Raw genomic sequence first — 25865 nt, forward strand, 5'->3', positions numbered from 1 at the left:
GGACAGTCTGGAACCGAAGACAGCAACCAGCCGTGAGCCTCATCACGATGCCTGCGAAAATGGTCTGCTGGTTAGCGGCTCCCCTCCCAATGACGAGAAGGTATTTGCATGCAACCAGCTTCAACCCCAACCCGGACCGAAACCGCGGCGGAAACGCACAAGCCGGCTGCCGTCGTCGGACACGTCCTCAACCGCGGCTTGAACGTGCGGCACATCCGCTTCATGGCCCTGGGATCGGCGATCGGCACGGGCCTCTTCTACGGCTCCGCTTCCGCCATCCAGAAAGCCGGACCAGCCGTCCTGCTCGCCTACATCATCGGCGGCGCCGCCGTGTTCATGGTGATGCGCGCCCTCGGCGAGATGGCGGTGAGGCACCCTGTGTCCGGTTCCTTCAGCCAATACGCCGGCCGGTACCTTGGGCCCCTCGCCGGCTTCGTGACCGGCTGGACGTACGTGTTCGAGATGGCCATCGTGGCCATCGCCGACGTCACTGCCTTCAGTATCTACATGGGGTTCTGGTTCCCGCAGGTGGACCGCTGGATCTGGGTCCTTGCCGTCATCTGCTTCCTGGCGGCGTTGAACCTGCTCAGCGTCAAGGTCTTCGGCGAACTCGAATTCTGGTTCTCGCTGATCAAGGTCGCCGCCATCATCGCCATGATTGCAGGCGGTGCCGCGATCATCACGTTCGGGTTCCAGGCCGCCGGTTCAACCGTGGCACCGGGCCTTGGCAACCTCGTTGACCACGGCGGACTGTTCCCGAACGGCTTCGAAGGCCTGGTGGCATCCTTTGCCGTGGTGATGTTCGCCTTCGGCGGGATCGAGACCCTTGGCATCACCGCCGGTGAAGCGGCCGACCCCAAGAAGGTCATCCCCAAGGCCGTCAACACCGTCCCGGTCCGCGTACTGCTCTTCTACGTCCTGACGCTGGGCGTCCTGATGAGCCTTTTCCCGTGGGACCAGGTGGGCAGTGACGGCAGCCCCTTCGTCCAGATCTTCAGCGGCCTGGGTATTCCCGCGGCGCCCCACATCCTCAACGCCGTGGTGATCACCGCCGCGCTCTCCGCGATCAACAGCGATATCTTTGGCGCCGGGCGCATCCTCTTCGGACTCTCCAATCAGGGCCACGCACCGGCGGCGTTCGGCAAAGTCTCCCGCCACGGCGTCCCTTGGATGACGGTGGTCATGATGGCCGGGATCCTGCTGGTGGGCGTGGTCCTCAACGCGGTCATCCCGGAGGACGTGTTCCTGGTCATCGCCTCGGTCGCCACCTTCGCCACGGTGTGGGTGTGGGTGATGATCCTGGCCTCCCACGTGGCAATGAAGCTGGAAATCGCCCGGAAGGGCCTGCCGGCGTCGGAATTCCCCTCACCGTGGTGGCCGGCCGCGTCAGTCCTCACCATTGCCTTCATGGCGCTGGTGATCGCCATCCTGGGCGCTTTCGAGGACACCCGGGTGGCCCTCTACGTGGGCGCCGCCTGGCTGGGCCTGCTGGTCCTGGCATACCGGCTGTGGGTGAGAGGTGACGGACGACGCCGAGCCCACCTTGAGGACGAAACCTCGCCGCTGCCCGTGGTCGGGACCGCCCGCCACAGCGGGTAGGCCCGTCATCGGCGACAGGTGCCCGGCCCCGCCGGGGCCGGGCACCTGTCGCCGTCCGGCGCCGTACTGTCTTCCGCTGCCTTACGCCGCAGCCGCGGCGGACCGGACGGCCTGGGCGAGGGACGTCGTCGGGCGTCCAATGAGGCGCCGGAGGTCTCCGGTGCTGACCAGGAGGTCACCGCGGGCGATGCCGAGATCCGAGTCCGCCAGGACCTCGGCGAAATCCTCCGGCACCCCCACGGAGGTGAGCAGGCCGGCGTAGTCCTTGGCGGGGAGGTCGTTGTAGGTGATGGCCTTGCCAGTGGCGGCGCTGATCTCAGCAGCGAGGTCCGCCATGCTGAAGGCTTCATCTCCGCCCAGCTCGTACACCTTGCCGGCCTGGTCCTCGGCCACCAGGACCGCGGCGGCGGCGTGGGCGTAGTCCACCCGTGCAGCGCCACTGACTTTGCCGTCCCCGGCGCTGCCTGCGACCGCACCCTGGGCGAGGGTACCGGGCAACTGCTCCGTGTAGTTTTCCAGGTACCAGCCATTGCGGAGCAAGGCGAAGGGAACACCTGACTCCCGCAGCAGGGCCTCCGTGGCCTTGTGCTCCCCGGCCAGCAGCATGCCGGTGGTGTCCGCGTTGGCGATGCTGGTGTAGGCCAGCAGTTCCACGCCTTCGGCCCGGGCTGCTTCGATGACGGTGCGGTGCTGTTCGACGCGCTGGCCCACTTCGCTGCCGGAGATGAGCAGCACCCGGGTTGCCCCCTTGAGCGCGGCGGCAACTGAGCCTGCGTCGGCGTAGTCCATGGCCTTGACGTTGACTCCGCGCGCGGCGAAGCCGGCCAGCTTTTCCACGGAACGTCCGGCGGCCACAATTCCGGCTGCGGGCACCCCACGTTCAAGAAGGGCTTCGATGACATGCTGGCCCAGCTGTCCGGTGGCGCCTGTAACAACAATGCTCACGATGGATCCTTTCGAGGAATTTGATCTGTCGAAGGGCACAACCGCGAGCCATGGAGAATACTTCCTCAAAGAGAGTACGCACTTTGAAGTAAGGTACTGACCTTTAGGTAAGCTAGTGACATGGAAGCTGTTCCGCAGGCCGCACCGCTGCCCCTCGCCTTCGCCGACGGCGTGTTCCCCGCCGGATGCCCCAGCAGGACCCTGCTGGACCACATCACCAGCAAGTGGGGAGTGCTGATCCTGATCGCCCTGTCCGAAGGCGAGCAGCGATGGAGTGATTTGCGGCGCCGGGCCGAGGGCATCAGCGAGAAGATGCTGGCCCAGACCCTGAAGACCCTCGAGCGGGACGGCCTTGTCAGCAGGAATGCCCAACCGGTCATTCCACCCCGGGTGGACTACAGCCTCACCGAGCGTGGCTACGAGCTGAGCGGGCTGCTGGTGCCCCTGGTGGCGTGGGCCTTCGAGAACGCGGAGGACATCATTAACAGCAGCCGCTGATGCTCCGCCGGACCGCTGGGGGATGTACCGCACCCAACAGGCAAGTAGTTCCACTGGACAAAACAAGTACTTGTTACTGGTGTTGCTGATGTGAATAGCGCATAGCGTAGGCGTACGGTGCCGGCCGGAATGGGAGGACCATCCTCCGCTGGGAGCGTTCCGCCGACCAACACCGTTAGCAGGCGGCCGGCTGCCGCCTGAAGGGGAGGCTCACATGGCCAAGGGCTACGTACGGGACCTTTCCGGCATGGGCCGGCCCGTCAGCCTGCGCGATGCCCTGGTGACAGTATGGCGCCGGGCCAAGGGGGCCGTCAGCCCACGATGCCCCTACCGGGTGGGCGACACCGTGATTGGCGACGACCCCTTCAGCGGCAGGCGCGAAGGGGTCGTCGTATGGCATGATCGCCGGTCAGTGGGGCTGAAGACCACCCATGGCGTCTTCTTCTACGATCACCGCGTGGTCAAACCGATGGACTAGCGGGGTAACCTACCGGGCAGACCAGCCGCCGTCCATGGTGTAGCTGGCCCCCGTGACCATAGCGGCACTGTCGGAGGCCAGCCACGCAACCAGGGACGCCACTTCCTCCGGTTCCACCAAGCGTTTGATGGCCGATTCGGTGAGCATCACCCTGGCCAGGACCTCAGACTCGTCGATCCCGTGCACCTGGGCTTGGTCCGCGATCTGCTTCTCCACCAGGGGCGTGCGGACGTAGCCCGGGTTCACGCAGTTGGAGGTAACACCGTGCTCCCCGCCCTCCAGCGCCGTCACCTTGCTCAAGCCCTCGAGGCCGTGCTTGGCGGATACGTACGCGCTCTTGAACGGGGAAGCACGGATACCGTGCACCGACGACACGTTGATGATGCGGCCAAAGCGGTTGGCGTACATGTGCGGCAGGGCGGCCCGGACCAGCAGGAACGGCGCCTCCAGCATCAGGCTGATGATCCTGCGGAAGTCCGCCGGATCAAAGTCCTCAATGGGGCTGATGCGCTGGATTCCCGCGTTGTTCACCAGGATGTCCACATCCAGGCTGAGGGTGGCCAGGGCGTCCACGTCCAGGAGGTCCACGGCCCAGGCGGTGCCGCCCACCTCGTCGGCGAGCCTGGCAGCTGCGGCGGAGTCGACGTCGGCCACCACCACTTTCGCGCCCTGGGCCGCGAGTGCGCGCACGCAGGCGGCACCGATTCCGCTGGCACCGCCGGTGACCAGTGCCTTGCGTCCATTCAACGTGTTATCCATTGCAGTTCTCCTTCATGCGCCCAAACGGTCCAACGGCTCCGGCAGCCTAGCGTTGGCCGGCTGGGAGCAGTCCTTCGCGGGTGGCGTCTTCCTTGTCCACGTCCTCCAGGGCGATGCCCTTGGTTTCCTTCAGGCTCAGCACGGCCACCGCGGTGATGGCACAGGCGACGAGCAGGTAGATGGCCGTCGGCACCCACGAGCCGGTGTCCTTCAGCCACTGGGTGGCCAGGAGCGGCGCCAGCGAGCCGGCGAAGATCGACGTTACCTGCGAGCCGAGGGATGCACCGGAGTACCGCATGCGGGTGGGGAACATTTCGGCCATGATGGCAGGCTGTCCGGCGTACATCAGGCCGTGCAGGCACAGGCCGATGGTGACGGCGAGGACGATGACCACGGCGTTGCGGGTATCGAACATGGGGAAAGCGAAGAACGGCCAGGTGGCACCGAGGATGGCGCCGGCCAGGTACACGGGTTTGCGTCCGATCCGGTCCGCCAGGCGGCCGTACTGCGGGATGATCGCGAAGTGGATGACGTGTGCGATCAGCAGTGCCAGCAGCAGCGAAGAGGTGTCGTACTTGTGCACGCTCTTGAGGTAGACGATCGCGAAGCTGACCACCAGGTAGTACATGATGTTTTCGGCGAACCGCAGGCCCATGGCCTGGAAGATGCCCTTGGGGTACTTGCGGACAACCTCGAACACGCCGTAGCTGACGGCCTGTTCCTTCTCCACCAGTTCCTTGGCTTCGAGGAAGATGGGTGATTCGCTGACGTTGGTGCGGATGTAGTAGCCCACGAACACGATCACCGCGGAGAGCCAGAAGGCCACGCGCCAGCCCCAGCCGAGGAAGGCCTCGCTGCTGAGGGTGGTGGACATGATGTAGAGGACCAGGGTGGCCAGCAGGTTGCCCACGGGGACGGCCGCCTGGGGCCAGCTGGACCAGAAGGCGCGGGTCTTGTTCGGGCTGTGTTCAGCCACCAGCAGGACGGCACCGCCCCATTCACCGCCGAGCGCGAAGCCCTGGATGAACCGCAGCGCCACCAGCAGGGCTGGAGCCAAATATCCGATGTCGGCGAAGCCGGGGAGGCAGCCCATCAGGAAGGTGGACACGCCGATGATGACGATGGTCAACTGCAGCGTGGGCTTGCGGCCGAGCTTGTCGCCGATCTGGCCGAAGACGATGCCACCCAGCGGCCGGGCAATGAAGCCCACCGCGTAGGTCAGGAAGGCTTGGATGATTCCGTCCAGGTCATTGCCGGTGGACGGAAAGAAGTACTTGCCAAAGACCAGGGTGGCGGCGGTGGCGTACAAGAAGAACTCGTACCATTCCACCACCGTGCCCACCATGGAGGCGGCAACGATCTTCTTCAGTCCGGTTCCTTTGGGTGCATACCTGGCTTCGTTTGCCTGGCTGTGCTCAACGCTCATGGTTCTCCTCAGTGTCCACATTGACACGTGCTGTGATCTCCAGCACAAGTGACTCAGATGAGTATTGCTGCACAAACTTTGCAGCTCAATGCCCAAAGAGGCACCTGGCATGTGCACAATTGCAGATATGAACGCCAATCCTGACGACCTGCTGGTCCTCCTGGCGGTGTCCCGCTCGGCAAAATTCACGACGGCGGCCCAAGCCCTGGGCTTGAACCACACCACCGTCTCGCGCAGGATCGCCGCGCTCGAGAAGGCGCTTGGTGGCCGGGTACTGTCCCGGGCCGCCGGCGGCTGGGAACTCACGGAGCTGGGCGAGCGTGCCGTGCAGGTGGCCGAACAGGTCGAAGCGGTGCTGGGCACGCTGGGACCGGCCGGCCAGGCACCCGACCCGATTACCGGCGTCGTACGCATGACGGCGACCGACGGCTTCAGCGCCTACATCGCAGCCCCCGCCGTGGCGCGGCTGCGCCGGCACCATCCCGGCCTGAGTGTTGAGGTGGTGACCATGACCCGGCGGGCACTGCAGCAGCGCTCCGGGCTGGACATCGAGGTGGTGGTGGGCGAGCCGCAGGTGCACCGTGCGGAGGCCATCCGGCTGGGCGAATACCGGCTGGGAATGTACGCCTCCCGCACCTACCTCGCCGAGCACGGAACTCCGGCCACCGTGGCCGAACTCAATGAGCATCCCTTGGTCTACTTCGTGGATTCGATGCTCCAGGTGGACGATCTCGATGCGCCGCGGCGGCTGGTGCCGGCCATGCGCGAGGGCCTGACATCAACTAACGTGTTCGTCCATGTGGAGGCCACCCGGGCAGGTGCCGGGGTCGGCTTCCTGCCATGCTTCATGGGCGATCTCCATGACGACCTGGTCCGGTTGTTGCCCGGCGAAATCGGTGAGCTGCTCCCCTACTGGATGGTGCTGCGCCCGGACTCGCTCCGCCGCCCCGCGGTGGCCGCCGTCGTGCAGGCCCTGCGGGAACGGATGGCCGAGCACCGCGGCGCGCTCCTGGGCCGCGGGTAAGTCACCGGATGATTGGCTCAACCGGCTCGTCATGCCGGACCAGCGCGCCGGCCGCGAAGGCCCGGACCTGGGCATCGTCCCAAAGATGGGCGGGGACGGCGCCGCCAAGGAGCCGGCGCCGAAGTTGGGGATCGTCGCCGAACGGGACGTCGCTGCCGGCCATCACCATGTTGCCGTAGCGCCTGCCCTTCAGCATGGCAGGGTCGGCGATGATCACCGTGTGCTTGAAGGCAGCGGCGATGGTGGCGGCGTCCTCACGCGCGTTCTTGAGGTCCGGGGCGTCCCCCGAGTTGGCCACGAACAAGCCGCCCGGCGCCAGGACCCGCTTGGCGTGGGTGGTGAATTCGGCGGTGGTAAGCGGCCGCGGGGTAAAGGCCCCGGCAAAGACATCGCGGATAATGAAGTCCCTGGTGTGCTCCGTGAGGGTTTCGGTCACCGCCCGGGCCTCCCCCACGCGGATGCGGAGCAGCGGCGCCTTCGGGAGGTCGAACCAGCCGCGCACGTATTCAGCCAGCTTGCCGTCCAGTTCCACCACCACTTGCCGGGCATCGGGGTAGGCGGCGGCGAAGTAGCGTGCCATGGAGCACGCACCGCCGCCCAGGTGCAGGCCGCGGAGCTTAGCCGACGATGCGTCCGACGGCGGCCAACGGGACTCAATGAGCGCCGCCATCCACCGCATGTACTCAAAGTCCAGGAACAAGGGGTCGGCGAGGTCGATATGCGAGCTCATGACGCCGTTGATCTTCAGGAGCCAGCCCGTGGAGTTGTCCTGGTCCGCCACCAGCTCGCAGTCGCCGGTGTCAATGTAGTAGACACCCTCCACCGGACCGTCCGGCGCCGTGCCCTTGGGCACCTCCACCACGCCTGCGGACCGGCCCCGGCCTCCCGACTTTCCGCGTTTGGCCATTATTGGGGCCCGCCTTCACTCATGGTTCAACCCTAGTTGAAGCCATCGAACCCCCCCGGTCAGCGGGCCTCATGGCGTGAACGCTGTCCCGTGGCCACGCCGGATCCGTTCAACTGGTGCCTGTGCAGTCGAGGCGGCCCCTGCCCGCGACGCCTGGACGGCCGGTCTTCCTGGGCCGCCGGAACGGCACCACCTGGTTGGCCGGCTGGGCCGTCCGCGCTTCCCGTTCCGTCCTCGCCTTGCGGTCCCCGACCGGACCGTCCACGCTGGCGCCTTCTTCCAGCCGGCGCTGCAATTCCGTCAGCACCTTCGCCAGGCGTCGGGAAACCTGCATTTGGGACATACCGAGCCGCTTGCCCAACTGCACCTGCGTTTCCTCGCAGAAATAGCGGCGGTACAGCAGTTCCCGATCCACGTCAGCCAGGTCCTTCATGGCGGCGCGCAGGCCGGCGAGCTCCTCAAGCCTCTCCAGAGGTGTTTCAGGACTGGCCAGCATTTCACCAATGGAGGGGGCATCCGAGTGCGGACTCACCGCGTCGAGGGAATCGGGGTGCATGCTGCTGGAGGCCGACATGGCTTCCAACACGTCCACGGGATCCGCACCCAGCTCTCCGGCCAATTCGGCCACACTGGGGATCCGGCCCAAGGACTGGGTGAGTTCCGGTTCCGCCCTGAACAGGCGGGTCCTCAAGTCCTGGACCTGGCGTGGCGGGCGGACCACCCATGTCCGGTCGCGGAGGTACCTCTTGAGCTCACCGGTGATGGTAGGCGCGGCATAGGCAGGGAAACTGTCACCCTTGGCCTCGTTGAATCCGCGGGCGGCTTTCACCAGTCCCAGGTAGGCGACCTGGTTCAGGTCCGCCCGTTCCCTGCCGCGTGCTTCAAACCGTGCGGCCAAGGCCTCGGCAAGATCCAGGTACCTCAAAACCATGTCATTTTCGAATGCCCCCTGCGAACGCTCCGAGGCGGCCCGCGGAGATGGCGGATCAGATGTTTCGGCCTGTTGATGGGCCGGGACGGTGTTAGCGGCCAAGGCGGCAAAGGATTCGGGCATGGGTGCTGTTTTCCCTCGGTCTGGTTCCGAAAGCCTGCGGCAAGACTTAGAAGCAGGAAATCATAAGGCTGCTTATAAAACAATCCTTGTCCGCCCGCGCGGGCGTGGGAACGGAAGAAGGAACCGCCCTCCGCCCCCACCCGGAGCAATCCAGCCTAGAGGCCCGCGTGCGGGTTCTTCACGTCGCGCACATCGCGCTCCGCGTCGCTGATATTGATCCGCCAACCGGCCTCAGTCCGCGGATCCGCAGCCGGAGAATCAGGGCGCTCTGCGTCGATGGGCCGCGCATCACTGGACTCCGCGTCACCGCCCGCAGCGTCGCTGCCCACAGAGTCACGGTGCCGAGTATCAGAGTGCGGCAGGTCGGTGCCAGCAGCGTCACGGCGCCCAGCCTCAGCCTGCGGCAGGTCGTTGCCCGCGCTGCCATAGCGCCCTGCATCAGAGTGCGGCAGGTCGGTGCCCACAGCGTCACGGTGCCCAGCCTCAGCCTGCGGCAGATCGTTGCCCGCGATGCCATGGCGCCCGGTTTCGCGATGCACAGCCGGGTGATGCACAGCCCGGTCGTGCCCGACGTCGGCCGCATTGCCGCCATGGTTGGAAGCCTCGGCCTGCGCCTGCCCGTCCCGGTCCGCCCCGTGTACGTCGCGGCGGGTGCCGTCACGACCGACGTCGGGATCCAACTCGTCCGCCTCGCGGGCATGGCCGGCAACGTCGCTGCGGAGGGACTGCGCTTCCCGGCTGCGTTCCTCGGCTTCCTGCCGCAGCCGGGCCGCGTCCACTTGGGCCTGCTCGGCGTCGGCGCGTGCACGGATGGCCTTGGCTTCCCGTTCGCGGGCGTCGAGTTCCATGTTTTCAGCCTTGCGGCGGATCTCGGCCGCTTTTTCCCGATTCTCCTGGTCCCGCTTCTCCTGCATCGCCTTGCGGCGCCGTCCGCCGGAGAGGAGCAGCACAACAATCAGTGCCACGACGACAACCGCAACCACTACCCATACCCATGGAGCTGTATCCACGTTTCCCACCACTTCCCACTTCGTTGTGACCGGGCAGGCCAGAGCCATTCCGGCTGACATTTTTACTCGAACGGTTAGAACCCAATTAGCAAGGGTACTTACCTTTCATTAGTAAACATGCTTACTATTTTACGGCCAGTACCGCTGGTTCTTGATCAGCAACCAGCCTTCTTTCTGAAAGGAAGAGCGAAGATGACAGAGAACCAATGGCCCGAGGACACCGCAAACACGGCCCCTCAGGCACATACAGGAATCCCCGGCGAGCGCCGGCCCGCAAACTTTCCGTCTCCGGCAGCCAGCTATGGCGCTGAGAGCGGAAACGGGTACGCACCCGCCGATTACGAACAAACCCAAACCATGCCGGAGAGTGCCGGCACCGGTTCTGCGTCCTCACGCACCGAAGCTGCCAAGGACGAGGCAGCAGGCGTAGCCAGGACAGCAGCGGGTTCCGCACAGAACGTGGCACAGACGGCCAAAGAAGAGGCAGCCAACGTAGCCTCGGAGGCAAAGTCCAACGCGCAAGACCTGCTGCACCAGGCCAAGTCAGGCCTCACGAGCGAGGCCGCAACGCAGCAGCAGAAGGCTGCAGAAGGCATCCGCAACATTTCCGGCCAGCTGCACAGCATGGCCAGCGCCCCGGACCAGCACGGCATGGCCAGCGACCTGGTCCGGCAGGCGGCCGAGCGGACATCCTCGATCGCCACCTGGTTGGAGAACCGGGAACCCGGAGACCTCCTGAACGAGGTCCAGCGGTTTGCCCGCAACCGGCCCGGAACCTTCCTGCTCCTCGCTGCCGGAGCCGGTGTCCTCGCCGGACGCTTGACCCGTGGCCTTACGGCAGGCGCCCCGGAGTCTACCGGCTCAACCGCATCAGCTGCCGCAGGCCTTTCCGGCCAGCACGCAGGCACGACATACCCGGACCAATACGGCCAGCCGCCGGCCGCCGGTGGTGTAGTGCCTCCGCCGCCCGTCCAGCTGCCCGGTCCGGCCACCACCACGGCCGGATACGACGGCGGCGCGCCGGGCAGCAGCTACCCCGAGTCCACGTCGACTGCCAGCGGCCTCGACAGCCCGCAATTGGTGGAGGAACCGTGGTCCGGAAACCAGGTTTCCGACGACCCCCTGCGCGACCGCGAATTGGCCGATGACCCAATGGCGGCTGACCCCTTCACCCGGGACCGCGCCAGGGGCGGCCAGGCTGGCGGACTCTGATGAGCAGCCACATACCTGAGCCGCCGCCAAGCGCGGCGCACATGAAAGCGGACAACGCCTCACTGGGGGAGTTGCTCGGCGACGTAACGCGGGACTTGTCCACCCTCATGCGCCAGGAAGTCGATCTGGCCAAGGCTGAACTGAAGCAGACCGCCACCCGCGCAGGCAAAGGATCCGGCATGCTGGCCGGCGCCGGGGTTGGCGGACACTTCGTCCTGCTGTTCCTGTCCTTGGCCCTGATGTTCGCCCTCGGCGCCGTCATGCCGCTGGGCTGGTCCGCCCTGATCACTGCCGTGGTCTGGGCCATCATTGCAGCTGTCCTGGCCTCCATGGGCCGCAAGGAACTGAAGCAAATCAAGGGCATGCCCCAGACCGGCGAAACCCTTTCTGAGATACCCCCAACCCTTAAACCAGGTGAGGTAAACCGATGAGCGAAAACCCTGACGTCATCCGCGCAGACATCGAAGCCACCCGGGCACGCCTGGGAACAAACGTGGACGCCGTGGCCGACAAAGTCACGCCGTCCAACATCGTCCACCGGCAGACCGACAAGCTCAAGGATGCGGCCACCGGGATGAAGGAGAAAATCATGGGTGCAGCAGACACCGCCACCACCAACGTCCACAACACCACGGGCGCAGGTGCGCACTCAGCGGCGGACAGCCTGCACCAGGCTGGCGACGCCGTCTCGGCGAAGCTTTCCGATGCCGGCCACGCCGTCTCCCAAACCCCGGGCCAGGTGAAGTCAAAGACCGCTGGCAACCCGCTGGCTGCAGGCCTCATCGCGTTCGGGGCCGGACTGCTGGTCTCGTCGCTGATCCCGCCAAGCCAGAAGGAGCGGGAAGCGGCCGATCAGCTCAAGACGGCAGCCCAGCCACTGGCCGCCGAACTTACTGACGCCGCTAAAAACATGGCCCAGGACCTCAAGGAGCCGGCACAGGAAGCCATGGAAAACGTCAAGGCCACGGCAACCGACGCCGCCCAGAACGTCAAAGCTGAGGGCCAGCACGCAGCCGACGACGTCAAAGACCGTGCCGCAGATGCGAAGGACACCGTCCAAAGCAGCTGACGCTCCGCTTACCGCGGCTCCCTAAAGGCAACACCTAAGACGACAGGCCGGCACCGCCACCCGCGGGGTCGGCCTGTCCTCTTGGCCCCAAGATCGAGAGGACTCCCCCAATGGCCACTCACAACACGTCCGAGACCAGCACCGCGAAGGCCGGCCAGGCCCCCGATCCGAACGATTCCCGCAAACCCGGGAGCCCCCGGGACCTGGAGAAGCCCTCCTGGAAGTACATCGCCAGGAAGACGCTGCGGGAATTCAGCAAAGACCAGTGCCCGGACCTGGCAGCGGCCCTGACCTACTACTCCGTACTTTCGATCTTTCCGGCGCTGCTGGCGCTGGTATCCCTCCTGGGAATCTTCGGCGACCCGCAAAAGACCACCTCCGCCCTGCTGGACATCGTCCAAGGTTTCGCCCCCGGGCAAACCGTAGAGACGATCCGGCCGGTGGTCCAGGACCTCGCGAGTTCCTCGGCCGCCGGCTTCACCCTTGTCCTGGGCCTCCTCACGGCACTCTGGTCCGCGTCCGGCTACGTCGGGGCCTTCGGCAGGGCCATGAACCGTGTCTACGAAGTCGACGAGGGCCGTGCCTTCGTGAAGCTGCGGGGCACCATGCTCGGCGTCACCGTCGTCAACCTGCTGATCGTCGTCGTCATCGCGGCGATGCTCGTGCTGAGCGGCCCCGTGGCAGAATCCGTCGGGAACCTGATCGGGCTTGGAGGCGCCTTCCTGACGGTGTGGAACATCGCCAAGTGGCCGGTCATGCTGGTGCTGATCACCGTGGCGATCGCCATCCTCTACTACGCCACACCAAACGTGAAACAACCGAAATTCCGGTGGATGAGCATGGGTTCGGCCATCGCCCTGGTGGTGTTCCTGCTGGCTTCGCTGGCCTTCGGCTTCTACGTGGCGTACTCCAACAGCTACAACAAGACCTACGGCGCCATTGGCGGTGTCATCGTCGCGCTGCTCTGGCTGTGGATCCTGAACATGTCCCTGTTGTTCGGCGCCGAATTCGACGCCGAAGTGGAGCGCGGCCGCGAACTCCAGGCCGGCATCAAGGCCGAGGAAACCATTCAGTTACCGCCCCGGGACACCAAAAAGAGCGAAAAACTGCAGCAGCAGATCGAGGAAGACATCAAGCACGGCAGGGAACTCCGGGAGAAGCACGGCCAGGAGGGCAACGGCGCGCAGAACCAGGGCGAACGGCACCGGGACAAGGTTCGCGAGAAGGTCCGGGCCCGCGCCGAAGAGGGAGAGTCCGACGGCGGGGGCCGGCCGGGCAGCAACATGTAACGGTCCGGGCCGGCCAGGGAGGAAGGGACTAGGCAGGACCTTCGAGAAAGAGGAAAATTCATGGTGAAGGTCCTGTCGAAGTTTCCCGGGCTGTGGGGTCCGGGGCGAAGCGGGGCCGGCGGTGAGATGGCCTCTTCTGAGACCGAGGCCAGTCCCCCCAGTCGCCGTCGGCCCCCCCCATGGGCCTGCCCCCTTTCGGCGTGACTGGACAAGCCGCGCCTCCTGCAATAGTTTCGTGAATACCTTGCCGGGGCCTTTTGGGAACCGGCGTGGCCGCTGAAGCAGACGGCGGATACAAGCTCCAACCAAATGAGCGAACATGACTGCTACACATTTTGACCAGTTCCTAGCCGAGGCAGTTGTCCCGGACAGGGAGCCCGGACTGGGCCTCGGACGGGACGAGCTCTATGGCCTTTACACCAGCTGGTGCCTCCTGAATAAGGCCGAGCCCCACACCCCGTCCTCCCTGTGGGAGGCGTTGCAGCAGGCAGGCATCGATCCCGACAGCAACAACCTTTCCATGACCGGACCGGCGGCGGCGGACTACATCGTGGCGAGCGCTCCGGACCTCGTGTGACCGACAGGCGCACGCGCCGTCAGGGTTGTGCCAGCGCCAGGAGGTAAGCGGCGAACCCGCCGGGCGCGCGGCCGCTGGTCCGCCCCGAGGTAAGGACGCGCGTGGTGTCAGTGGAAACGATTGCTGCCCCGCCCGCGCGAAGCCGCTCCACCAGGATCCTGTCTTCGTCGCGGTCAATCCCAGGGAAGCCCCCGGCCGCGAGATAGGCCGAAGCGCGGACACCCAGGTTGGCCCCATGGACGTGCGGGTGGTCCTCGGCCAAGGCATGCCGGGCGTGCCAGCGGGCCAACAGCTCGTGGTGTGTCCCATGGGCATCGGGCTCCACGGAGCCAAGGACAAGGTCGGCTCCGGCTGCTGCCAGTTCCAGCTGCCGGAGCAGCCAGTCTTCCGGTACCTGTGAATCGGCATCGGTGTTGGCCAACCACAGGCGACGTGCCGGAATACCCGCCGCGCCGGACCCACCCAGGCTTTCCAGCACCGCCCCGCAACCTGCCCGGCGGCTCTTTCCCACACTGTGGAAACCGACGGGCAGGACGCGGAAGCGGAGGTCACGGGCTGCGAAGCCGGCGGCTACCTCCAGCGACCGGTCCGTGCACGCGTCGAGGACAATAACAACCTCCGCCTCAGTTCCGGGACTGTCCACGGCCAGCCGGTCCGCGGCGGTTCCGGCTGAAGAGAGCGCCCGCTCCAGGGCCTGTTCCTCGTTGTGCGCCGGGATCACGACGGCCACTTTGTCGATCTGCGTTGCCCCCATGCCGTGCCGAAACCCTGCGGCTGGTCCCCCCGGAGCCGCCAGCGTCATGCCACGCCCGTCCCGCGGGCCGGGCACACCAGGAATTCCAGGACGAAGTCGCGCTCCCGGTACAGCCCCGTGGTTGGCCAGCGCAACCGTTGGCGGGCGAGCGCGTGGACGGTGTCGCCGTCGAGCTGCCAGCCGTCGATCGGGTGCCGCCAGTGGCACAGGACCAGGACCCCGCCCGGTTCCAGTGAGGCCTCCACCCGGTCCCACAGGTCAGCGAGCTCGCCGGGGGCCAGGTAGTAGCCGACCTCGGACACCACCAGCAGGTCGAATGTTCCGCCGGGCCAGGAGCCGGGGACCACGCGCTGCTCGACGCGGACCCCGTGGTTGCCGTCAAGCCGTTGCGTGGCTCGGCGAACCGCGGCCCCACTGGCATCAACGGCCAGCAGGCTGCGGCAGCGGCCCGCGAGGTCCTCCGTGAGGGTACCGATGGAGCAGCCCACTTCCAGGCCGCGCTCATAGGTCGCATCCGGGAGGGCCGCGAGGGTGATCGCCCGCTTGCGCCGCTCATACCAGCTCGAGGCGTAGTTCCAGGGGTCGGCGGAGCCGTTATGGACGACGTCGAAGACCTCCTCGGCGTCCTGGCTGGAGTGCGCCGGGCCGGACGCGTCCCGGGGCGGTGTCCAGGCAAACACTTCGTAGCCTCGGGCGAAATGGCCAAGGAACTCACGGCTCAGCAGGGTTTCGTCCCCCTGGGCCGGGGACAGCGGCATGACTTGGGTGGCGTGGGCAGCCATGGCACGTTCCTTGGCCGCGCCGGACTCGCCGTCCAGCGGGAACCGGAGCCACGCCCGCCACTGCTGGTCACCGGGCGTGGCCCAATGCCAGTACCAGATGGGGTACTCCAGCAGTGCGTGGCCATCCTTCCTGGCGGTTTCCGCTGCCACGGCACCGAGTGCGTCGTGGTCGGAGTGGCCGTCGAAACGGTAGGGCGCAACCAGGACCAGCTGGTCGGCCCGCCCGGGCAGCCGCGCCGCTGCATCCCTGACGGCAGCGGCGATGGCGTCAGCGTGGGAGCCGAGGCCGCGGTCCGGAAAACCGAGGAAGCGCCACCGGTCCCCCAATCCCAGGACGGTCAGTGCCGCGGCGAATTCCGCCAACCGGGCCTGCGCCAACTCCTCGGGTGATGTGGTGGGGGAATCCGGGTGGGATCCCTCCCCCGCCGTGCACAGGAGGACTTCCACTTGCGCGCCCAGCGCGGCCAGCCGCGCCATGAGTCCGCCCGCGCCGAGGGTCTCATCGTCAGGATGGGCGGCCAGGACCACGAAGCGCAGCGCAGCGAGTTCATCGGGGCCGAGCGGCAGTTCCGGCGCGACCGACAGTTCGCTTCCGGCCCAGGCTGCTTCGGCGGTGCCTTGGTCCGCGTGCGAGAAGGTCACCACGGGCAGTCACCCTTGAGCGTGAGGCGGCCCAGCTGGGCGTCGTCCCGTGACCCGTGATGCTGGCGCACGTACAGTCCCAGGTCCGCCGTCCGTTTGGCATAGCGTTCGTCGAAGGCAAGTGGGGCGGGGCCCCGGTTGGAAAGCACCAGGTGCAGGACGCGTTCGACGGCGGAAGCAACGGTTCCGCGGACACGCTGGGCTTCGCTCCAGGAACTTTGGCCGTGGGCGCCCAGGCTGCCGTCATCGATGCGTGCCGCGGTGCGGGCGAGGTATTGCATGGCGGCAGTGAGGGTGCGGTCCACCTCGCCGAGGGCGGCGAGCGCCACTTGGTCCGGTTCCCTCCCGGCGTCGGCGCCGGCTAGCAGGCCGGAGCGGAAATCGCGGGCCACTCCCACCGCGCCGCCCAGCCAACAGGCGGCAACGCCCATGCCTCCCCAGGCGAAGCCGGGGCGGCTGTGATACCAGCCGGTTCCACCCAGGGCCACTGCCGGAACCTGGTCGAAGTGCACGGTTCCACTGGGGATCTCCCGGAGGCCGCGCGCCACCCAGGCGGGCTCTTCGCACCATACCCCGGGGTGGCGGAGGTCGACGGCGAAAGCCGCCCTGCCGCCGTCGTCCGTATGGGCGGTGATGACGGCACGGTCCAGGCTTGCAGCCAAGGAGCACCACGGTTTGGCCCCGTCCAGGACCACCGTGCCGCCGTCGCGGCTGGCCCGCAGGCTGACGCCGGGGGCCTCTGCCGCGAAGACGCCCCATGACGCTCCGACGCCTTCCCCGGGCGGCCGGTCAGCGGTATCCGTGCCGGCAGCCTGGGAAAGAATGGCAATGGCGTCCATATGCGGCTCTAATACCCGGGCTGCCGCCACGTCAATGGCGGCGACAGAGGCCAGGAGCTCCCATAACAGCTGCGTCCGGCCTTCTCCGGGACGCGGCCAGGTTTCGCCCGCTTCCACGGCCAGGGCCAGCAGGGCAGTGACGTCGCCTGCAGCGTCCGGAAATGCGCGCAGGAATGAGCTCCATGGGGAGATGCCGGCGTCGGTGGAATCAAAGAAGACAGAAGTGGTTACCGCTTGCAAACGTTCCTCCATCGACGCTGGGGGCGCCCGGCCCCCGGGACGCATCTACACAGCTTACTTACTATTTGGCGGGAGGATGCGGGCAACGGCGAATCCGTCCCAGCCTTTGGAGCCCACGGTCTGGATTACGGTGGCGTCCAGGCGCGGGTGGTTGCCCAAGAGCGTGAGTGCGTCAATGATTCCGGGCGCATTGACCGGATCCATGCCCGGGTCCAGGACTGCACCCTCCCAGATGGTGTTGTCCACCACCACGGTGGCACCCGGCCTGCCCAGCCTGACGGCCCACTCAAGGTAGTGGCTGTTGTTCTGCTTGTCGGCGTCAATGAAGATGAAGTCGAACGGTTCCCGGTCCTCTTCCTCAAGGGCGGCAAGGGTGTCGAGCGCCGGCCCCAGCCGGATCTCCACTTTCTCCCCCAGGCCGGCGCCGTCAATGTTCGCCCACGCCACCTCGGCGTGCTGGGGCAGGTATTCGCACGTGACCAGCGTGCCACTGGGCGGAAGGCCCCGGCCCAGCCAGATGGTGCTGTAGCCGGCCAGTGTCCCGATTTCCAGGATGCGGCGGGCCCCGGACATCTGGACCAGCAGCTTCAGCAGCTTCCCGGCGTTGGGTGCCACCTCGATGGCGGGCATCCCGGCATCCGCCGCCGCCCGGATGGCCTGCTGGAGGGCCGCATCCGGATGCACCACGGTTCGGGACAGGAACTCTTCGGTGGCTATCCACTCCGGACGGGGCTTGTGCTCGAACATGGGCACAGTTTGGCACGGGGCGCCGTGGGGGTCCAGATGCGTCCGGTCCTCCCGCGGGCTCAGGATTCCTGGGCCAGTGCGCCTTCCAGGCGGTCCACTTTCGCGGTGATTTCGCCCGAGTAACCCGGCCGGATATCAGCCTTGATCACCAGCGACACCCGGCTGCCGTAACGTCCCACAGCCTCGGTGGCACGCTTGACGACGTCGAACACCTCGTCCCATTCACCCTCGATGGTGGTGAACATCGAATCCGTCTGGTTGGGCAGACCCGACTCCCGGACGATCTTCACCGCGGCGGCAACGGCGTCGTGCACTGAAGCGTCGTCGGGCCTGGCGCCCTCGCTGGGAACACCTGAGGGAGCCACGGAAAATGCAAGCAACATGCCCCCAGTGTCCCACGCGGATCCCGCCCGCCGCAGGCTGGACCACCGGCAGCGGCCGTCACATAAGCGCCTACCCTGCGGTAACCATGCCGGCCGGAGCCTCCGTTGCTAACCTGTTGGCCATGAGCCTCGCAGTCGCCCGAAAGCCCCTCCGTGCGGACGCAGCGCGGAACGTGGACAAGATCATCACGGCGGCGCGCCAGTGTTTCCGGGAATTCGGTCCCGAAGTGCCGCTCCAAACCATCGCAACAACGGCCGGAGTGGGCCCGGCTACCCTGTTCCGGAACTTCGCGGACAAGGAAGAACTGGTCCTCGCTGCGCTCAACCGGCAACTCCGCCTTACCGTGGACCCCGTCATGGACGGCGCCATGGCCGATATCGACGCCACAGCGGGGTTGCTGCGCGTACTCGAAGCACTGATGGCAGCCGCCAGCGCCGACGCCAACCTGCTGTGCGCCGTCGCCGGACGGCGGGAACTCCTCACCGGGATCACCGGTTCGCTCATGGAGTCCATCAGTGTGCTGCTGGTCCGGGGACAAGGACAGGGCACGCTGCGTGCCGACATTTCCATGACCGACATGTTCCGGCTGCTTGCCATGCTGATCGGCGTGGTGGACACCATGGAGCCCGGCTCCGATGCGTGGCGGCGGCCTCTGGCGCTGGTGGAGGATGCCATCCGCGCCGACCGGCCAGCGCGTCCGCTTCCCGCGCACGTGCCTGTCCCGGCCCCCACAGCCTGAACCGGCGCTGGCCCACTGGCCATCCGCCGCGGCGCCGCCGCGCCAGGTCCATTGCCGGGTGGGGTCCATTGCCGGGCGGGATACATTGTGGGGGCGGCTACATTGTGGGGGCCTTGTCCAGTGCCATAGAATCTGGAGAGGTTAAGCAGCCAGCCGCGGGAATTTCAGCTGGAGGCGACCCATGAGCAATTTTGCGCCCTTCCGCCGCGCAATGGCAGCACTGCAATGAACAGTTCACACCTTGTCCGCTACCTCACGGACCCCCGTGGCCCCGAGGAAGTCCTCCCGGCCCTGGAGCCTGCGGAACTCGCGGAGCTGCTGGACGCCCTCTACCAGAACCTTGATACGCCCGAGCCCGAGTTCGGCGCCGAGGCGTGGTACGAGATGGCAGTCGAGGAAAGCTGCCGCAGGGCCGCTTCGCCAGATGGAGCCAGCCAAAGACTGGCTTAGCCAGCGAGCCCCCGCCCGGGGCTCATCCCGGACAGCACGGAAATACAACCCGCCCCTGTTCGATGCCGGGCACGGCAGTCAGGATTCTTCCGGGGCCTTTTCTGCAGCATCGCCTTTGCCCTCGGGCCGGCCCGGTTCGGCGTCGTGGGCATGCGGGTGGTGTTCGTGGAACTCGTTGGGGACGTGTTCTTTCGCTTCCATCAGGTGCTGCTGCAGCTTTTCTTCCGCATCCCGGCGTCGCCTGGCAGTGTCCCGCAGTTCCCGGGTTCCTTCCGAGCCGCGGGGATCAAGATAGGCGGACCGCTGCTTCGCAGGCTGCTCCGCTGGCGAACTCCCGGCGGAGTAATCTTCCGGCCTGTCTTTCCCGGCGTCCTCGGTGCCCTGGCCGTCTTCCGGCCCGGCGGGCCGTGACTGTTCGTCCATTTCGGTTCCTCCTTTGTGGCAGCGCCCGTGAGGGCCGCCTCTGTTCCAGTGCACCATACGCGGCACCCGGAGGGCTGGGGGCGTTAGGCCCTGCCGCCCTCAGCCCGCTTGCGGACCTCCCGGCGCACCAGGGCTTGCAAGGCAGGGGCGGACGACGACGGGTCCAGGTCGAGTGCCGCCTGCAGCCTCTGCGACAGGATTTCCAGGTCCTCCGGCGGCACGTCCGACAGGCCTGCAAAGCGCTTGAAGAAACGTTTGGCGGGAAGTCCCGCCCGGCGTCGAGCATTTTTTTGCCGGGGACCGCCCGCCAAGTCCCTTGCCACCTGCAGCTTGTTTTCCATGGGTGCCGTTCATCGCGAATGCCGTGGCCAGCTGCATAAGCCGATTTCATGATACAACCGGCAAACCACGCAGGGCGTGATCTATATCACTCTGTGATGCTGGTGGTCAGTTCCAGCCCAGCAGCCTCAGCAGCGCCGCGGTTCCTGCCCCGGCGATAACCACCACCAGGAAAGGCGCCCGGAACGCCAGGGCCACCGCGGCCGCGGCCAGCGCACCCAGCCGTGCGTCGGCGGCCAGCGCCTGTCCGGAGGCCACGGCGTTGACCACGGTCAGCGAGGCGAGCAGCCCGATGGTCATGGTGCCGGCAATACGCGAGGCACGAGGGTCCGCCAGGAGCTTGGCAGGAACGAAATACCCCACGAGTTTCCACGCGTAGGCAAGGGCACACGCGATCAGCAGCCAGATCCACAGGCTCATGGGGCGGCCGCCGGGCCAGTGGTGTCGCCGCGCTCCGCGCCTGCCTGCGGTGCACTCCCGCGAGCGTGGCGGCCGGCCGGGTGCCCGTATGGCTCGATGTCCGGTTCGAGGCCTTCGTCACGCCGGCCGTGACTTAGCCATCCCGCCAGCGCCGCCACCACAGCTGCCACCAGGATAGGGACCCCCGGCGGCACGAACGGCACGGCAATCACGGTGGCTACGGCGCACGCCACCGCGATCGCAACGGGCTCCCGGCCCTTTAGCCGCGGCCAGAGCAGTGCGAGGAACGCTGCCACGGCGGCGCCATCGAGTCCCCACCTCTTGGGATCGCCCAGGCCGCTCCCGGCCAGGGCGCCTACGAGCGTGAAGATGTTCCACAGCACATAAATGCCAATCCCGGCGGTCCAGAATCCGCGGCGCTGCTCGGCCGGATCCGTCTGTCCGGTGCTGGTGGCGGTGGACTCGTCGATGGTCAGCTGCGCACCCACGTACTTGCGCCAGCCGCTGGGCCTCAGCAGCGCGTTCAACTGCATGCCGTAGATGCCGTTGCGCATGCCCAACAAGGTGGCGGCGCTCATGGCCGCGATACCCGAGCCTCCTCCGGCAACGACACCGATGAACGCGAACTGCGAGCCGCCGCTGAACAGGAGCAGGCTCAGCGCCATGGTCTGCCACAGGTTGAGGCCGGACGTCACTGACAACGCCCCAAAGGAGATTCCATACAGGCCGGTAGCGATGCTGATGGAGATTCCCACCTTCACCGCGGGCGAGCCCGTCAGTTTCACGGCCGGCGTCCCGGCGGGCACCCTGGCGAGGCCGGCTTCCGCAGGCTCCAGGCCCACAGGATCAGTGGCGCCTGCAGCGGGAGCCGCAGCGAGTGGATCTTCCGGCGGCGGGGCGAACCCTCCGGACCGTACGCCCGCACCAGGGCGTCGACGTGCCCTGCCAGGAATGCGGTGAACATTCCGGTGAGGGCGGTGGCAGTCAGCTTCCGGGTAGGCGGGAGGAGGACGCCGACGGCGGCAGTCAGTTCCAGCAGCCCGCTCACCGCGATCCATTCGTCCCGGGAAAGGAGCGCCAGCGGGTGCTGGGGCACCTGAGGCAGACCGGGTTGCGGATCCACGCGGCAGAGGTATTCCGGAACAACGTCACGGAAGAAACCAGGGTCGCGGAAATGCTTGCCGGCACTGGCCAGCAGGAGGGCACCCATGGCAGCGGCGGACAAGCCTTGGAGTGGAAGGCAGTGCAAGGGCAGGACGTGCAAGGGCAGGCCCTGGACAGCGGGGCCGGACCGGGGAAAAGACATGGAACCACTCAACCACAGCGGGAGCGGGCGCTCGCAACCGGCCGTGCCAGCTGCGGCGGTGCCGACGAGAGGCGGGGCTGCGTCTTTCGTCAGGCCCAGGTGAGCGTGGCGCTGCCGTAGGCCGGGGGCGGAGACGGGTAGTCCAGGGGCAGGCCTCCGGAAAGCAGGGGCGGCCCAACGTAGCGGAGCACGCCGTAGGGGCTGTCCATGGTGCGGTACTCCGGTGCTGCCAGCTCCCCGCGGACTGCCTCGGTGTCCGGCAACGCAAAAAGTTCCTCCGCCGTCCGGGCCAGTGACAGGTGCGCAGCGGCGCCCGCCCCCGCCTGCCTGCGGCTGTCCAGCAGGTGGATCACCGCCGCCGCCACGCCGTACCCTGTGGCGTGGTCCAGCGCCTGGACCGGAAGGGCACCCGGGCGCCACCCGTCGTCGTCGTTCCTCCCGTATGCGCGGGCAATCCCGCAGGCGGCCTGGACAATGCTGTCGAAGCCGCGCAGGCCGCTCCAGGGCCCGGTCGTGCCCCAACTGTTGAGGGTAACCACCACCAGGCCCGGGTGTGCGGCCAGCAATTCCCGGGGGTTGAGCCCAAAACGGTCCAGTGCGGCGTGCCGGTAGCCGGTGACCACTACATCCGCGCCGGCCAGGAGCTGCCGCAGGCTGTGGTGGTTTGCCGGGAGGCCAAGATCGGCTTCCGCGCTGCGCTTGCCGAACGCCGTGTCCACGAACTGGTCCGCGATCTCGGGGAAAGCCGGCGGGTCGATCCGGAGGACATCCGCTCCGAGCGCGGCCAGCAAACGGGTGGCGACGGGCCCTGCGATAACCCGGGTCAGGTCCAGGACGCGGACGCCACCCAGGGGCCGGCCAACAGTGTGCCGACGACCCGGGGTTGTTGCGGCGACGTCACCCAGGCCCAGGCCCGCCGTCGCACCATCGGCAAACTCCACAGCGGCCCAGGGTCCTTGGCCGGCGGCCCGGCCCATGTCCGTCGCCAGCCATTCGGTGCGGGTCCTTACGGCCGCAGCGATCCCGCCGTTGCCTTGGATGGCAGCTTCCGCCTGCAGCGACGGCATGGCGCGGAGTGCCTGATCCGCGTCATCGGCGGAGGACGCCCCCAGCGCCTGCAGCAGCCGCTGCTCATGGTGCGGGTAGTTGGCGTGCAGCCGGATCCAGCCGTCCGCGGTGCGCCGGAAGCCCGACAGCGGCGCGAAGCCCTGCGGCTGGCGCCCCTCGATCCGCAGGTGTCCGAAGGAGTCGAAGGCTGCCGCCGTCAAGGCAGCGGAGGTGCTGAACCGGCCCGCGTCACCCGTGTACCGGTTCAGCGCCTCCGCCGCTGCCCCCACCGATTGCAGGGCCAGGCCCTCCACGTCCAGCGAACCGGCCCACCACCTGCGCGGGAAGGATCCGCCGACGCCGCCCTCCGCCACGGCCGTCCTACTTCGCCTGCGGGGACGCCACGCGGAGCTGGCCCAGGACCCGGGCCGGCACGTTGGTGGTGATCTCCTGGATGCCCAGTTCCTGGCACAGGTCAACGTCCTCGGGAGCATCGACCGTCCAGACCCTGAAGCGCCGGCCGGAGTCCAGCCAGCGGCGGACGGTGTCCCGGCGTTCGCGGACATAGTCGATGCCTGGGCCCGCCATGCCTACCAGGCAGTCGTCCAGGATTTGTTCGCCCTCAAGTTGGGTGGCCTTCATCAGGTTGGCGATCGCTCCGCCGGTAATCGGGCCCACGCCCAGTCCGCCGCGTATCTCGTGGACGGTGAGATCGTCCACGAGCTGGCAAATGTAGCGGGGCGGGACGGATTCCAGGAGGTGGCGGACTGAATCGGGGCTGAAACTCATGAAGGTCACGGCCACGTTATCCAGCGTGGAGCTTTCCGGATCCCAGCCTTCGCTGCGGAGCACTTCCAGTACCCGGTCCTCCAGCTTGAGCTGGTATGGGCTTGGATGCTTGAGCTCGATGGCCAGGCCCACGGGTCGCCCCGCACCGCGGAGGATGTCCAGGAGCTCCGGAAGGGTGAGGAACTGCTCGGAACGGGCGCCGTAGGCCTCGGGAATCCGCGCCCCCTTCCACGACGAAAAGTCCAGCTGCCGCAGTTCGTGCAGGGTCCGGTCCCCCACCGGCCCCGTGCCGTCCGAGGTACGGTCCAGGTTGGCGTCGTGGAGCAGTACCACGTGCTGGTCCCGGGTCAGGTGGACATCGCACTCCACCCCGTCGGCCCCGTCAGCTAAAGCCTGCAGGTAGGCGGCGCGGGTATGTTCAGCGTAGGTGCCGCTGGAGCCCCGGTGGGCGTAGACCAACGGCCGTTGCGGCACAGACTCGTCAGTTGTCATGCTCACACGGTAGCGGACCGGCTTCCGCCTTCGGGGCTAGGCTTGGCACATGCAGGTGAACTCTGAGGCAACTACCGGGCACGCCGCGCAGGATGCACCAGCGGAGGCGACGCGGCAGGCGCGGCAGGGCACCTTGGCGGCAGGCGCCGTCGTCGCCCGCGACCCTGGCGCCGGTGACGCCGAAAAGGCGGCAGCGCTGCGGAAAATGAAGCTGCTGGCGCTGAGCCTGCTCATTGCCATGGCCGTGATCTTTGTCTTCGCGTTTGCCCTCCAGAAGGACTACCCGTGGCTGCAGTACGTGCGCGCAGCCGCCGAGGGGGGCATGGTGGGCGCGCTCGCCGACTGGTTTGCCGTCACTGCCCTGTTCAAATACCCCATGGGCATCAAGATTCCGCACACCGCGATCATCCCCCGCCGGAAAGACCAGATCGGCGCTTCCCTGGGCGAATTCGTGGAGACGAATTTCCTGTCCGAACAGGTGGTCCAGGACAAGCTGGCAAGCGTCAACATCGCCGGCCGTGCCGGCCAGTGGCTGGCCGCGCCGGGTGGTGCGGAGCGGGTGGCCAAGGAAGGTGCCGCCGTGATCCGCGGCGCCTTTAAGGTTTTGAATGACGACGACGTCCAGGCCGTCATCGAGGGCATGGTGCGCAAGCACCTGCTCACCCCGCCGTGGGGCCCGCCGGTGGGCAGGCTCGCCGAGCGGATCTTCCATGACGGGCACCACCACACCCTGGTGGACCTGATGGTGGACCGCGCCGCGGACTGGGTGGACGACAACCACGAGACCGTCAGCCGCCTGGTGTCCGACCGCTCCCCCACCTGGGTGCCGCAGTTCGTGGACGGGCTGGTGGGCGACAAGGTGTACGTCGAGATCCTGAAGTTCGTCCGGGCCGTCCAGGCCGACCCCAACCACCAGGTGCGGCAGTCGATCGACAAGTACCTGAACGACCTCGCGCAGGACCTCCAGCACGACCCGGCCATGATCGCCCGGGCCGAGGACATCAAGGCCCAGGTCCTGGGTGATCCCGAGGTGCGCGAACTCGCGTCCCGCACGTGGGGCACCGTCAAGAATGCGCTGCTCGGTGCCGTGGACGATCCCGACAGCGAGCTCACCATCAAGTTCAAGGCAGCTGTGCGGGATTTCGGGACCAGGCTGGTGGGCGACCCCGAACTGGCGGGGAAGGTCAACGCCTGGATCGGGGACGCCGCGGCCTACCTGGTGAAGACTTACCGCTCGGACATCGCCGGGGTCATCACGGACACGGTGGCCCGTTGGGATGCCGAGGAGACCTCGCAGAAGATCGAACTGCAGGTGGGCAAGGACCTGCAGTTCATCCGCATCAACGGCACGGTGGTGGGCTCCCTGGCGGGGCTTGCGATCTTCACCGTGGCGCAACTCATCTTCGGGTAGCGTTCGCTCCCGCAGGTCCCGGGTGCGTTTGGCGCGTACGACGGCGGGATGAGGCTCGCACGCTCACGGCACCTTGGTTGCGCCAGACGTTGGGGCACCGGCAGCTGCTGGGGAGGGACTGGGCGGCAGGCCTAAATGTCAGTGCCTCGTTGGATCATTTGTTTATGGGAATCGGTGCGGATCTGGCGGTGGTGATGGAGGGTGTTTCTGCCTC

Annotated in this window: 30 protein-coding genes; 12 read left to right on the forward strand and 18 right to left on the reverse strand. The window is 67.1% G+C overall.

Annotated features, from left to right (window positions below; genetic code table 11):
• Positions 1 to 108 precede the first annotated feature (108 nt).
• Complete coding sequence (locus QRM96_RS17920; protein ID WP_285320470.1) at positions 109 to 1599, forward strand: amino acid permease; 1491 nt, start codon at positions 109 to 111, stop codon at positions 1597 to 1599.
• An 81-nt stretch (positions 1600 to 1680) separates the two neighbouring features.
• On the opposite strand, the gene QRM96_RS17925 is transcribed toward QRM96_RS17920, so the two are convergent.
• A complete protein-coding gene (locus QRM96_RS17925) occupies positions 1681 to 2544 on the reverse strand; it encodes an SDR family oxidoreductase (protein ID WP_285320471.1) in 864 nt (287 codons plus the stop codon).
• Between the two features lie 120 nt (positions 2545 to 2664).
• On the opposite strand from QRM96_RS17925, the gene QRM96_RS17930 reads away from it, so the two are divergent.
• Entirely contained in the window at positions 2665 to 3042 is a 378-nt protein-coding gene (locus QRM96_RS17930; RefSeq protein ID WP_109045806.1) for a winged helix-turn-helix transcriptional regulator, read from the forward strand.
• A gap of 214 nt (positions 3043 to 3256) precedes the next feature.
• Positions 3257 to 3520, forward strand: a complete 264-nt coding sequence (locus tag QRM96_RS17935) for a hypothetical protein (RefSeq protein ID WP_285320472.1) — start codon at positions 3257 to 3259, stop codon at positions 3518 to 3520.
• Positions 3521 to 3529: 9 nt separating this feature from the next.
• Here QRM96_RS17935 and QRM96_RS17940 read toward each other — a convergent pair whose 3' ends face one another.
• A complete protein-coding gene (locus tag QRM96_RS17940; RefSeq protein WP_285320473.1) occupies positions 3530 to 4279 on the reverse strand; it encodes a 3-hydroxybutyrate dehydrogenase in 750 nt (249 codons plus the stop codon).
• A gap of 46 nt (positions 4280 to 4325) precedes the next feature.
• Positions 4326 to 5705: an MFS transporter gene (locus tag QRM96_RS17945; RefSeq protein WP_109045808.1), complete on the reverse strand. Its 1380-nt coding sequence runs from the start codon at positions 5703 to 5705 to the stop codon at positions 4326 to 4328.
• Between the two features lie 127 nt (positions 5706 to 5832).
• Between QRM96_RS17945 and QRM96_RS17950 the strand changes: the two genes are divergently transcribed.
• Positions 5833 to 6729, forward strand: coding sequence for a LysR family transcriptional regulator (locus QRM96_RS17950; protein WP_109045809.1), 897 nt, complete (start codon positions 5833 to 5835; stop codon positions 6727 to 6729).
• A gap of 1 nt (position 6730) precedes the next feature.
• Here QRM96_RS17950 and QRM96_RS17955 read toward each other — a convergent pair whose 3' ends face one another.
• The 3 genes from QRM96_RS17955 to ccmD form a co-directional block, all read right to left on the reverse strand.
• Entirely contained in the window at positions 6731 to 7636 is a 906-nt protein-coding gene (locus QRM96_RS17955) for a spermidine synthase (RefSeq protein ID WP_018763053.1), read from the reverse strand.
• 109 nt (positions 7637 to 7745) lie between these two features.
• Positions 7746 to 8690 carry a sigma-70 family RNA polymerase sigma factor gene (locus tag QRM96_RS17960; RefSeq protein WP_285320474.1) on the reverse strand — a complete coding sequence of 315 codons (945 nt, stop codon included), beginning with the start codon at positions 8688 to 8690 and terminating at the stop codon, positions 7746 to 7748.
• A gap of 155 nt (positions 8691 to 8845) precedes the next feature.
• Entirely contained in the window at positions 8846 to 9700 is an 855-nt protein-coding gene (gene ccmD, locus QRM96_RS17965; protein WP_285320475.1) for a heme exporter protein CcmD, read from the reverse strand.
• A gap of 192 nt (positions 9701 to 9892) precedes the next feature.
• On the opposite strand from ccmD, the gene QRM96_RS17970 reads away from it, so the two are divergent.
• The 5 genes from QRM96_RS17970 (at position 9893) to QRM96_RS17990 (ending at position 13847) form a co-directional block, all read left to right on the forward strand.
• Complete coding sequence (locus QRM96_RS17970; protein WP_285320476.1) at positions 9893 to 10912, forward strand: hypothetical protein; 1020 nt, start codon at positions 9893 to 9895, stop codon at positions 10910 to 10912.
• On the forward strand, positions 10912 to 11343 hold the full coding sequence (locus QRM96_RS17975) for a phage holin family protein (protein ID WP_285320477.1): 432 nt from the start codon (positions 10912 to 10914) through the stop codon (positions 11341 to 11343). The genes QRM96_RS17970 and QRM96_RS17975 overlap by 1 nt, the downstream gene beginning before the upstream one ends.
• Positions 11340 to 11981: a DUF3618 domain-containing protein gene (locus QRM96_RS17980; protein ID WP_018763048.1), complete on the forward strand. Its 642-nt coding sequence runs from the start codon at positions 11340 to 11342 to the stop codon at positions 11979 to 11981. The genes QRM96_RS17975 and QRM96_RS17980 overlap by 4 nt, the downstream gene beginning before the upstream one ends.
• A gap of 110 nt (positions 11982 to 12091) precedes the next feature.
• A complete protein-coding gene (locus tag QRM96_RS17985; protein WP_285320478.1) occupies positions 12092 to 13270 on the forward strand; it encodes a YihY/virulence factor BrkB family protein in 1179 nt (392 codons plus the stop codon).
• A 319-nt stretch (positions 13271 to 13589) separates the two neighbouring features.
• Positions 13590 to 13847, forward strand: a complete 258-nt coding sequence (locus tag QRM96_RS17990; protein ID WP_018763046.1) for a hypothetical protein — start codon at positions 13590 to 13592, stop codon at positions 13845 to 13847.
• A 19-nt stretch (positions 13848 to 13866) separates the two neighbouring features.
• Here QRM96_RS17990 and QRM96_RS17995 read toward each other — a convergent pair whose 3' ends face one another.
• From QRM96_RS17995 to QRM96_RS18015, 5 genes are read right to left on the reverse strand one after another with little or no spacing between them, the layout of a single operon-like run.
• Positions 13867 to 14601: a glycosyltransferase family 2 protein gene (locus QRM96_RS17995; RefSeq protein WP_285320479.1), complete on the reverse strand. Its 735-nt coding sequence runs from the start codon at positions 14599 to 14601 to the stop codon at positions 13867 to 13869.
• Between the two features lie 44 nt (positions 14602 to 14645).
• Positions 14646 to 16028, reverse strand: a complete 1383-nt coding sequence (locus tag QRM96_RS18000) for a bifunctional PIG-L family deacetylase/class I SAM-dependent methyltransferase (RefSeq protein ID WP_285320480.1) — start codon at positions 16026 to 16028, stop codon at positions 14646 to 14648.
• The gene (locus QRM96_RS18005; protein ID WP_502934904.1) at positions 16022 to 17104 is read right to left on the reverse strand and encodes an acyl-CoA dehydrogenase family protein; all 1083 of its coding nucleotides are present in this window, start codon (positions 17102 to 17104) and stop codon (positions 16022 to 16024) included. The genes QRM96_RS18000 and QRM96_RS18005 overlap by 7 nt, the downstream gene beginning before the upstream one ends.
• A gap of 54 nt (positions 17105 to 17158) precedes the next feature.
• Positions 17159 to 17851: an O-methyltransferase gene (locus tag QRM96_RS18010; protein WP_133831176.1), complete on the reverse strand. Its 693-nt coding sequence runs from the start codon at positions 17849 to 17851 to the stop codon at positions 17159 to 17161.
• A 59-nt stretch (positions 17852 to 17910) separates the two neighbouring features.
• A complete protein-coding gene (locus QRM96_RS18015) occupies positions 17911 to 18234 on the reverse strand; it encodes a thiamine-binding protein (RefSeq protein ID WP_018763041.1) in 324 nt (107 codons plus the stop codon).
• 122 nt (positions 18235 to 18356) lie between these two features.
• Here QRM96_RS18015 and QRM96_RS18020 point away from each other — a divergent pair, with 122 nt between their 5' ends.
• Positions 18357 to 18974, forward strand: coding sequence for a TetR/AcrR family transcriptional regulator (locus QRM96_RS18020; RefSeq protein WP_285320481.1), 618 nt, complete (start codon positions 18357 to 18359; stop codon positions 18972 to 18974).
• A 225-nt stretch (positions 18975 to 19199) separates the two neighbouring features.
• Complete coding sequence (locus QRM96_RS18025) at positions 19200 to 19424, forward strand: hypothetical protein (protein WP_018763039.1); 225 nt, start codon at positions 19200 to 19202, stop codon at positions 19422 to 19424.
• Positions 19425 to 19502: 78 nt separating this feature from the next.
• Here the strand turns inward: QRM96_RS18025 and QRM96_RS18030 are convergent, their stop codons facing one another.
• The 7 genes from QRM96_RS18030 to QRM96_RS18060 form a co-directional block, all read right to left on the reverse strand.
• Positions 19503 to 19847, reverse strand: coding sequence for a hypothetical protein (locus tag QRM96_RS18030; protein WP_133831179.1), 345 nt, complete (start codon positions 19845 to 19847; stop codon positions 19503 to 19505).
• Between the two features lie 83 nt (positions 19848 to 19930).
• Positions 19931 to 20188, reverse strand: coding sequence for a hypothetical protein (locus QRM96_RS18035; protein ID WP_018763037.1), 258 nt, complete (start codon positions 20186 to 20188; stop codon positions 19931 to 19933).
• 106 nt (positions 20189 to 20294) lie between these two features.
• A complete protein-coding gene (locus QRM96_RS18040) occupies positions 20295 to 20606 on the reverse strand; it encodes an AzlD domain-containing protein (protein WP_018763036.1) in 312 nt (103 codons plus the stop codon).
• On the reverse strand, positions 20603 to 21391 hold the full coding sequence (locus tag QRM96_RS18045) for an AzlC family ABC transporter permease (protein ID WP_081624198.1): 789 nt from the start codon (positions 21389 to 21391) through the stop codon (positions 20603 to 20605). Before QRM96_RS18045 ends, QRM96_RS18040 begins: the two co-directional genes overlap by 4 nt.
• Positions 21388 to 21912 (reverse strand): DoxX family protein, encoded by a 525-nt coding sequence (locus QRM96_RS18050; RefSeq protein ID WP_502934905.1) that lies wholly within the window; start codon positions 21910 to 21912, stop codon positions 21388 to 21390. The genes QRM96_RS18045 and QRM96_RS18050 overlap by 4 nt, the downstream gene beginning before the upstream one ends.
• Positions 21913 to 22001: 89 nt before the next feature.
• A complete protein-coding gene (locus QRM96_RS18055; protein ID WP_285320482.1) occupies positions 22002 to 23333 on the reverse strand; it encodes a CoA transferase in 1332 nt (443 codons plus the stop codon).
• Positions 23334 to 23340: 7 nt separating this feature from the next.
• Entirely contained in the window at positions 23341 to 24240 is a 900-nt protein-coding gene (locus QRM96_RS18060) for a glycerophosphodiester phosphodiesterase (protein ID WP_026264945.1), read from the reverse strand.
• 205 nt (positions 24241 to 24445) lie between these two features.
• Between QRM96_RS18060 and QRM96_RS18065 the strand changes: the two genes are divergently transcribed.
• On the forward strand, positions 24446 to 25651 hold the full coding sequence (locus QRM96_RS18065) for a DUF445 domain-containing protein (protein WP_491340440.1): 1206 nt from the start codon (positions 24446 to 24448) through the stop codon (positions 25649 to 25651).
• The last annotated feature ends 214 nt before the right edge of the window (positions 25652 to 25865 follow it).

This window comes from Pseudarthrobacter sp. lyk4-40-TYG-27 (genome assembly GCF_030209295.1).
Taxonomy (GTDB): domain Bacteria; phylum Actinomycetota; class Actinomycetes; order Actinomycetales; family Micrococcaceae; genus Arthrobacter.

What these genes read in the sequence shown, in the direction of transcription:
- QRM96_RS17920 (WP_285320470.1), top strand. Translation starts at nt 109, where the DNA reads ATGCAACCAGCTTCAACCCCAACCCGGACCGAAACCGCGGCGGAAACG.
- QRM96_RS17930 (WP_109045806.1), top strand. Translation starts at nt 2,665, where the DNA reads ATGGAAGCTGTTCCGCAGGCCGCACCGCTGCCCCTCGCCTTCGCCGAC.
- QRM96_RS17935 (WP_285320472.1), top strand. Translation starts at nt 3,257, where the DNA reads ATGGCCAAGGGCTACGTACGGGACCTTTCCGGCATGGGCCGGCCCGTC.
- QRM96_RS17940 (WP_285320473.1), bottom strand. Translation starts at nt 4,279, where the DNA reads ATGGATAACACGTTGAATGGACGCAAGGCACTGGTCACCGGCGGTGCC.
- QRM96_RS17945 (WP_109045808.1), bottom strand. Translation starts at nt 5,705, where the DNA reads ATGAGCGTTGAGCACAGCCAGGCAAACGAAGCCAGGTATGCACCCAAA.
- QRM96_RS17950 (WP_109045809.1), top strand. Translation starts at nt 5,833, where the DNA reads ATGAACGCCAATCCTGACGACCTGCTGGTCCTCCTGGCGGTGTCCCGC.
- QRM96_RS17955 (WP_018763053.1), bottom strand. Translation starts at nt 7,636, where the DNA reads ATGGCCAAACGCGGAAAGTCGGGAGGCCGGGGCCGGTCCGCAGGCGTG.
- QRM96_RS17960 (WP_285320474.1), bottom strand. Translation starts at nt 8,690, where the DNA reads ATGCCCGAATCCTTTGCCGCCTTGGCCGCTAACACCGTCCCGGCCCAT.
- QRM96_RS17970 (WP_285320476.1), top strand. Translation starts at nt 9,893, where the DNA reads ATGACAGAGAACCAATGGCCCGAGGACACCGCAAACACGGCCCCTCAG.
- QRM96_RS17975 (WP_285320477.1), top strand. Translation starts at nt 10,912, where the DNA reads ATGAGCAGCCACATACCTGAGCCGCCGCCAAGCGCGGCGCACATGAAA.
- QRM96_RS17980 (WP_018763048.1), top strand. Translation starts at nt 11,340, where the DNA reads ATGAGCGAAAACCCTGACGTCATCCGCGCAGACATCGAAGCCACCCGG.
- QRM96_RS17985 (WP_285320478.1), top strand. Translation starts at nt 12,092, where the DNA reads ATGGCCACTCACAACACGTCCGAGACCAGCACCGCGAAGGCCGGCCAG.
- QRM96_RS17990 (WP_018763046.1), top strand. Translation starts at nt 13,590, where the DNA reads ATGACTGCTACACATTTTGACCAGTTCCTAGCCGAGGCAGTTGTCCCG.
- QRM96_RS17995 (WP_285320479.1), bottom strand. Translation starts at nt 14,601, where the DNA reads ATGGGGGCAACGCAGATCGACAAAGTGGCCGTCGTGATCCCGGCGCAC.
- QRM96_RS18010 (WP_133831176.1), bottom strand. Translation starts at nt 17,851, where the DNA reads ATGTTCGAGCACAAGCCCCGTCCGGAGTGGATAGCCACCGAAGAGTTC.
- QRM96_RS18015 (WP_018763041.1), bottom strand. Translation starts at nt 18,234, where the DNA reads ATGTTGCTTGCATTTTCCGTGGCTCCCTCAGGTGTTCCCAGCGAGGGC.
- QRM96_RS18020 (WP_285320481.1), top strand. Translation starts at nt 18,357, where the DNA reads ATGAGCCTCGCAGTCGCCCGAAAGCCCCTCCGTGCGGACGCAGCGCGG.
- QRM96_RS18025 (WP_018763039.1), top strand. Translation starts at nt 19,200, where the DNA reads ATGAACAGTTCACACCTTGTCCGCTACCTCACGGACCCCCGTGGCCCC.
- QRM96_RS18030 (WP_133831179.1), bottom strand. Translation starts at nt 19,847, where the DNA reads ATGGACGAACAGTCACGGCCCGCCGGGCCGGAAGACGGCCAGGGCACC.
- QRM96_RS18035 (WP_018763037.1), bottom strand. Translation starts at nt 20,188, where the DNA reads ATGGAAAACAAGCTGCAGGTGGCAAGGGACTTGGCGGGCGGTCCCCGG.
- QRM96_RS18040 (WP_018763036.1), bottom strand. Translation starts at nt 20,606, where the DNA reads ATGAGCCTGTGGATCTGGCTGCTGATCGCGTGTGCCCTTGCCTACGCG.
- QRM96_RS18050 (WP_502934905.1), bottom strand. Translation starts at nt 21,912, where the DNA reads ATGTCTTTTCCCCGGTCCGGCCCCGCTGTCCAGGGCCTGCCCTTGCAC.
- QRM96_RS18060 (WP_026264945.1), bottom strand. Translation starts at nt 24,240, where the DNA reads ATGACAACTGACGAGTCTGTGCCGCAACGGCCGTTGGTCTACGCCCAC.
- QRM96_RS18065 (WP_491340440.1), top strand. Translation starts at nt 24,446, where the DNA reads ATGAAGCTGCTGGCGCTGAGCCTGCTCATTGCCATGGCCGTGATCTTT.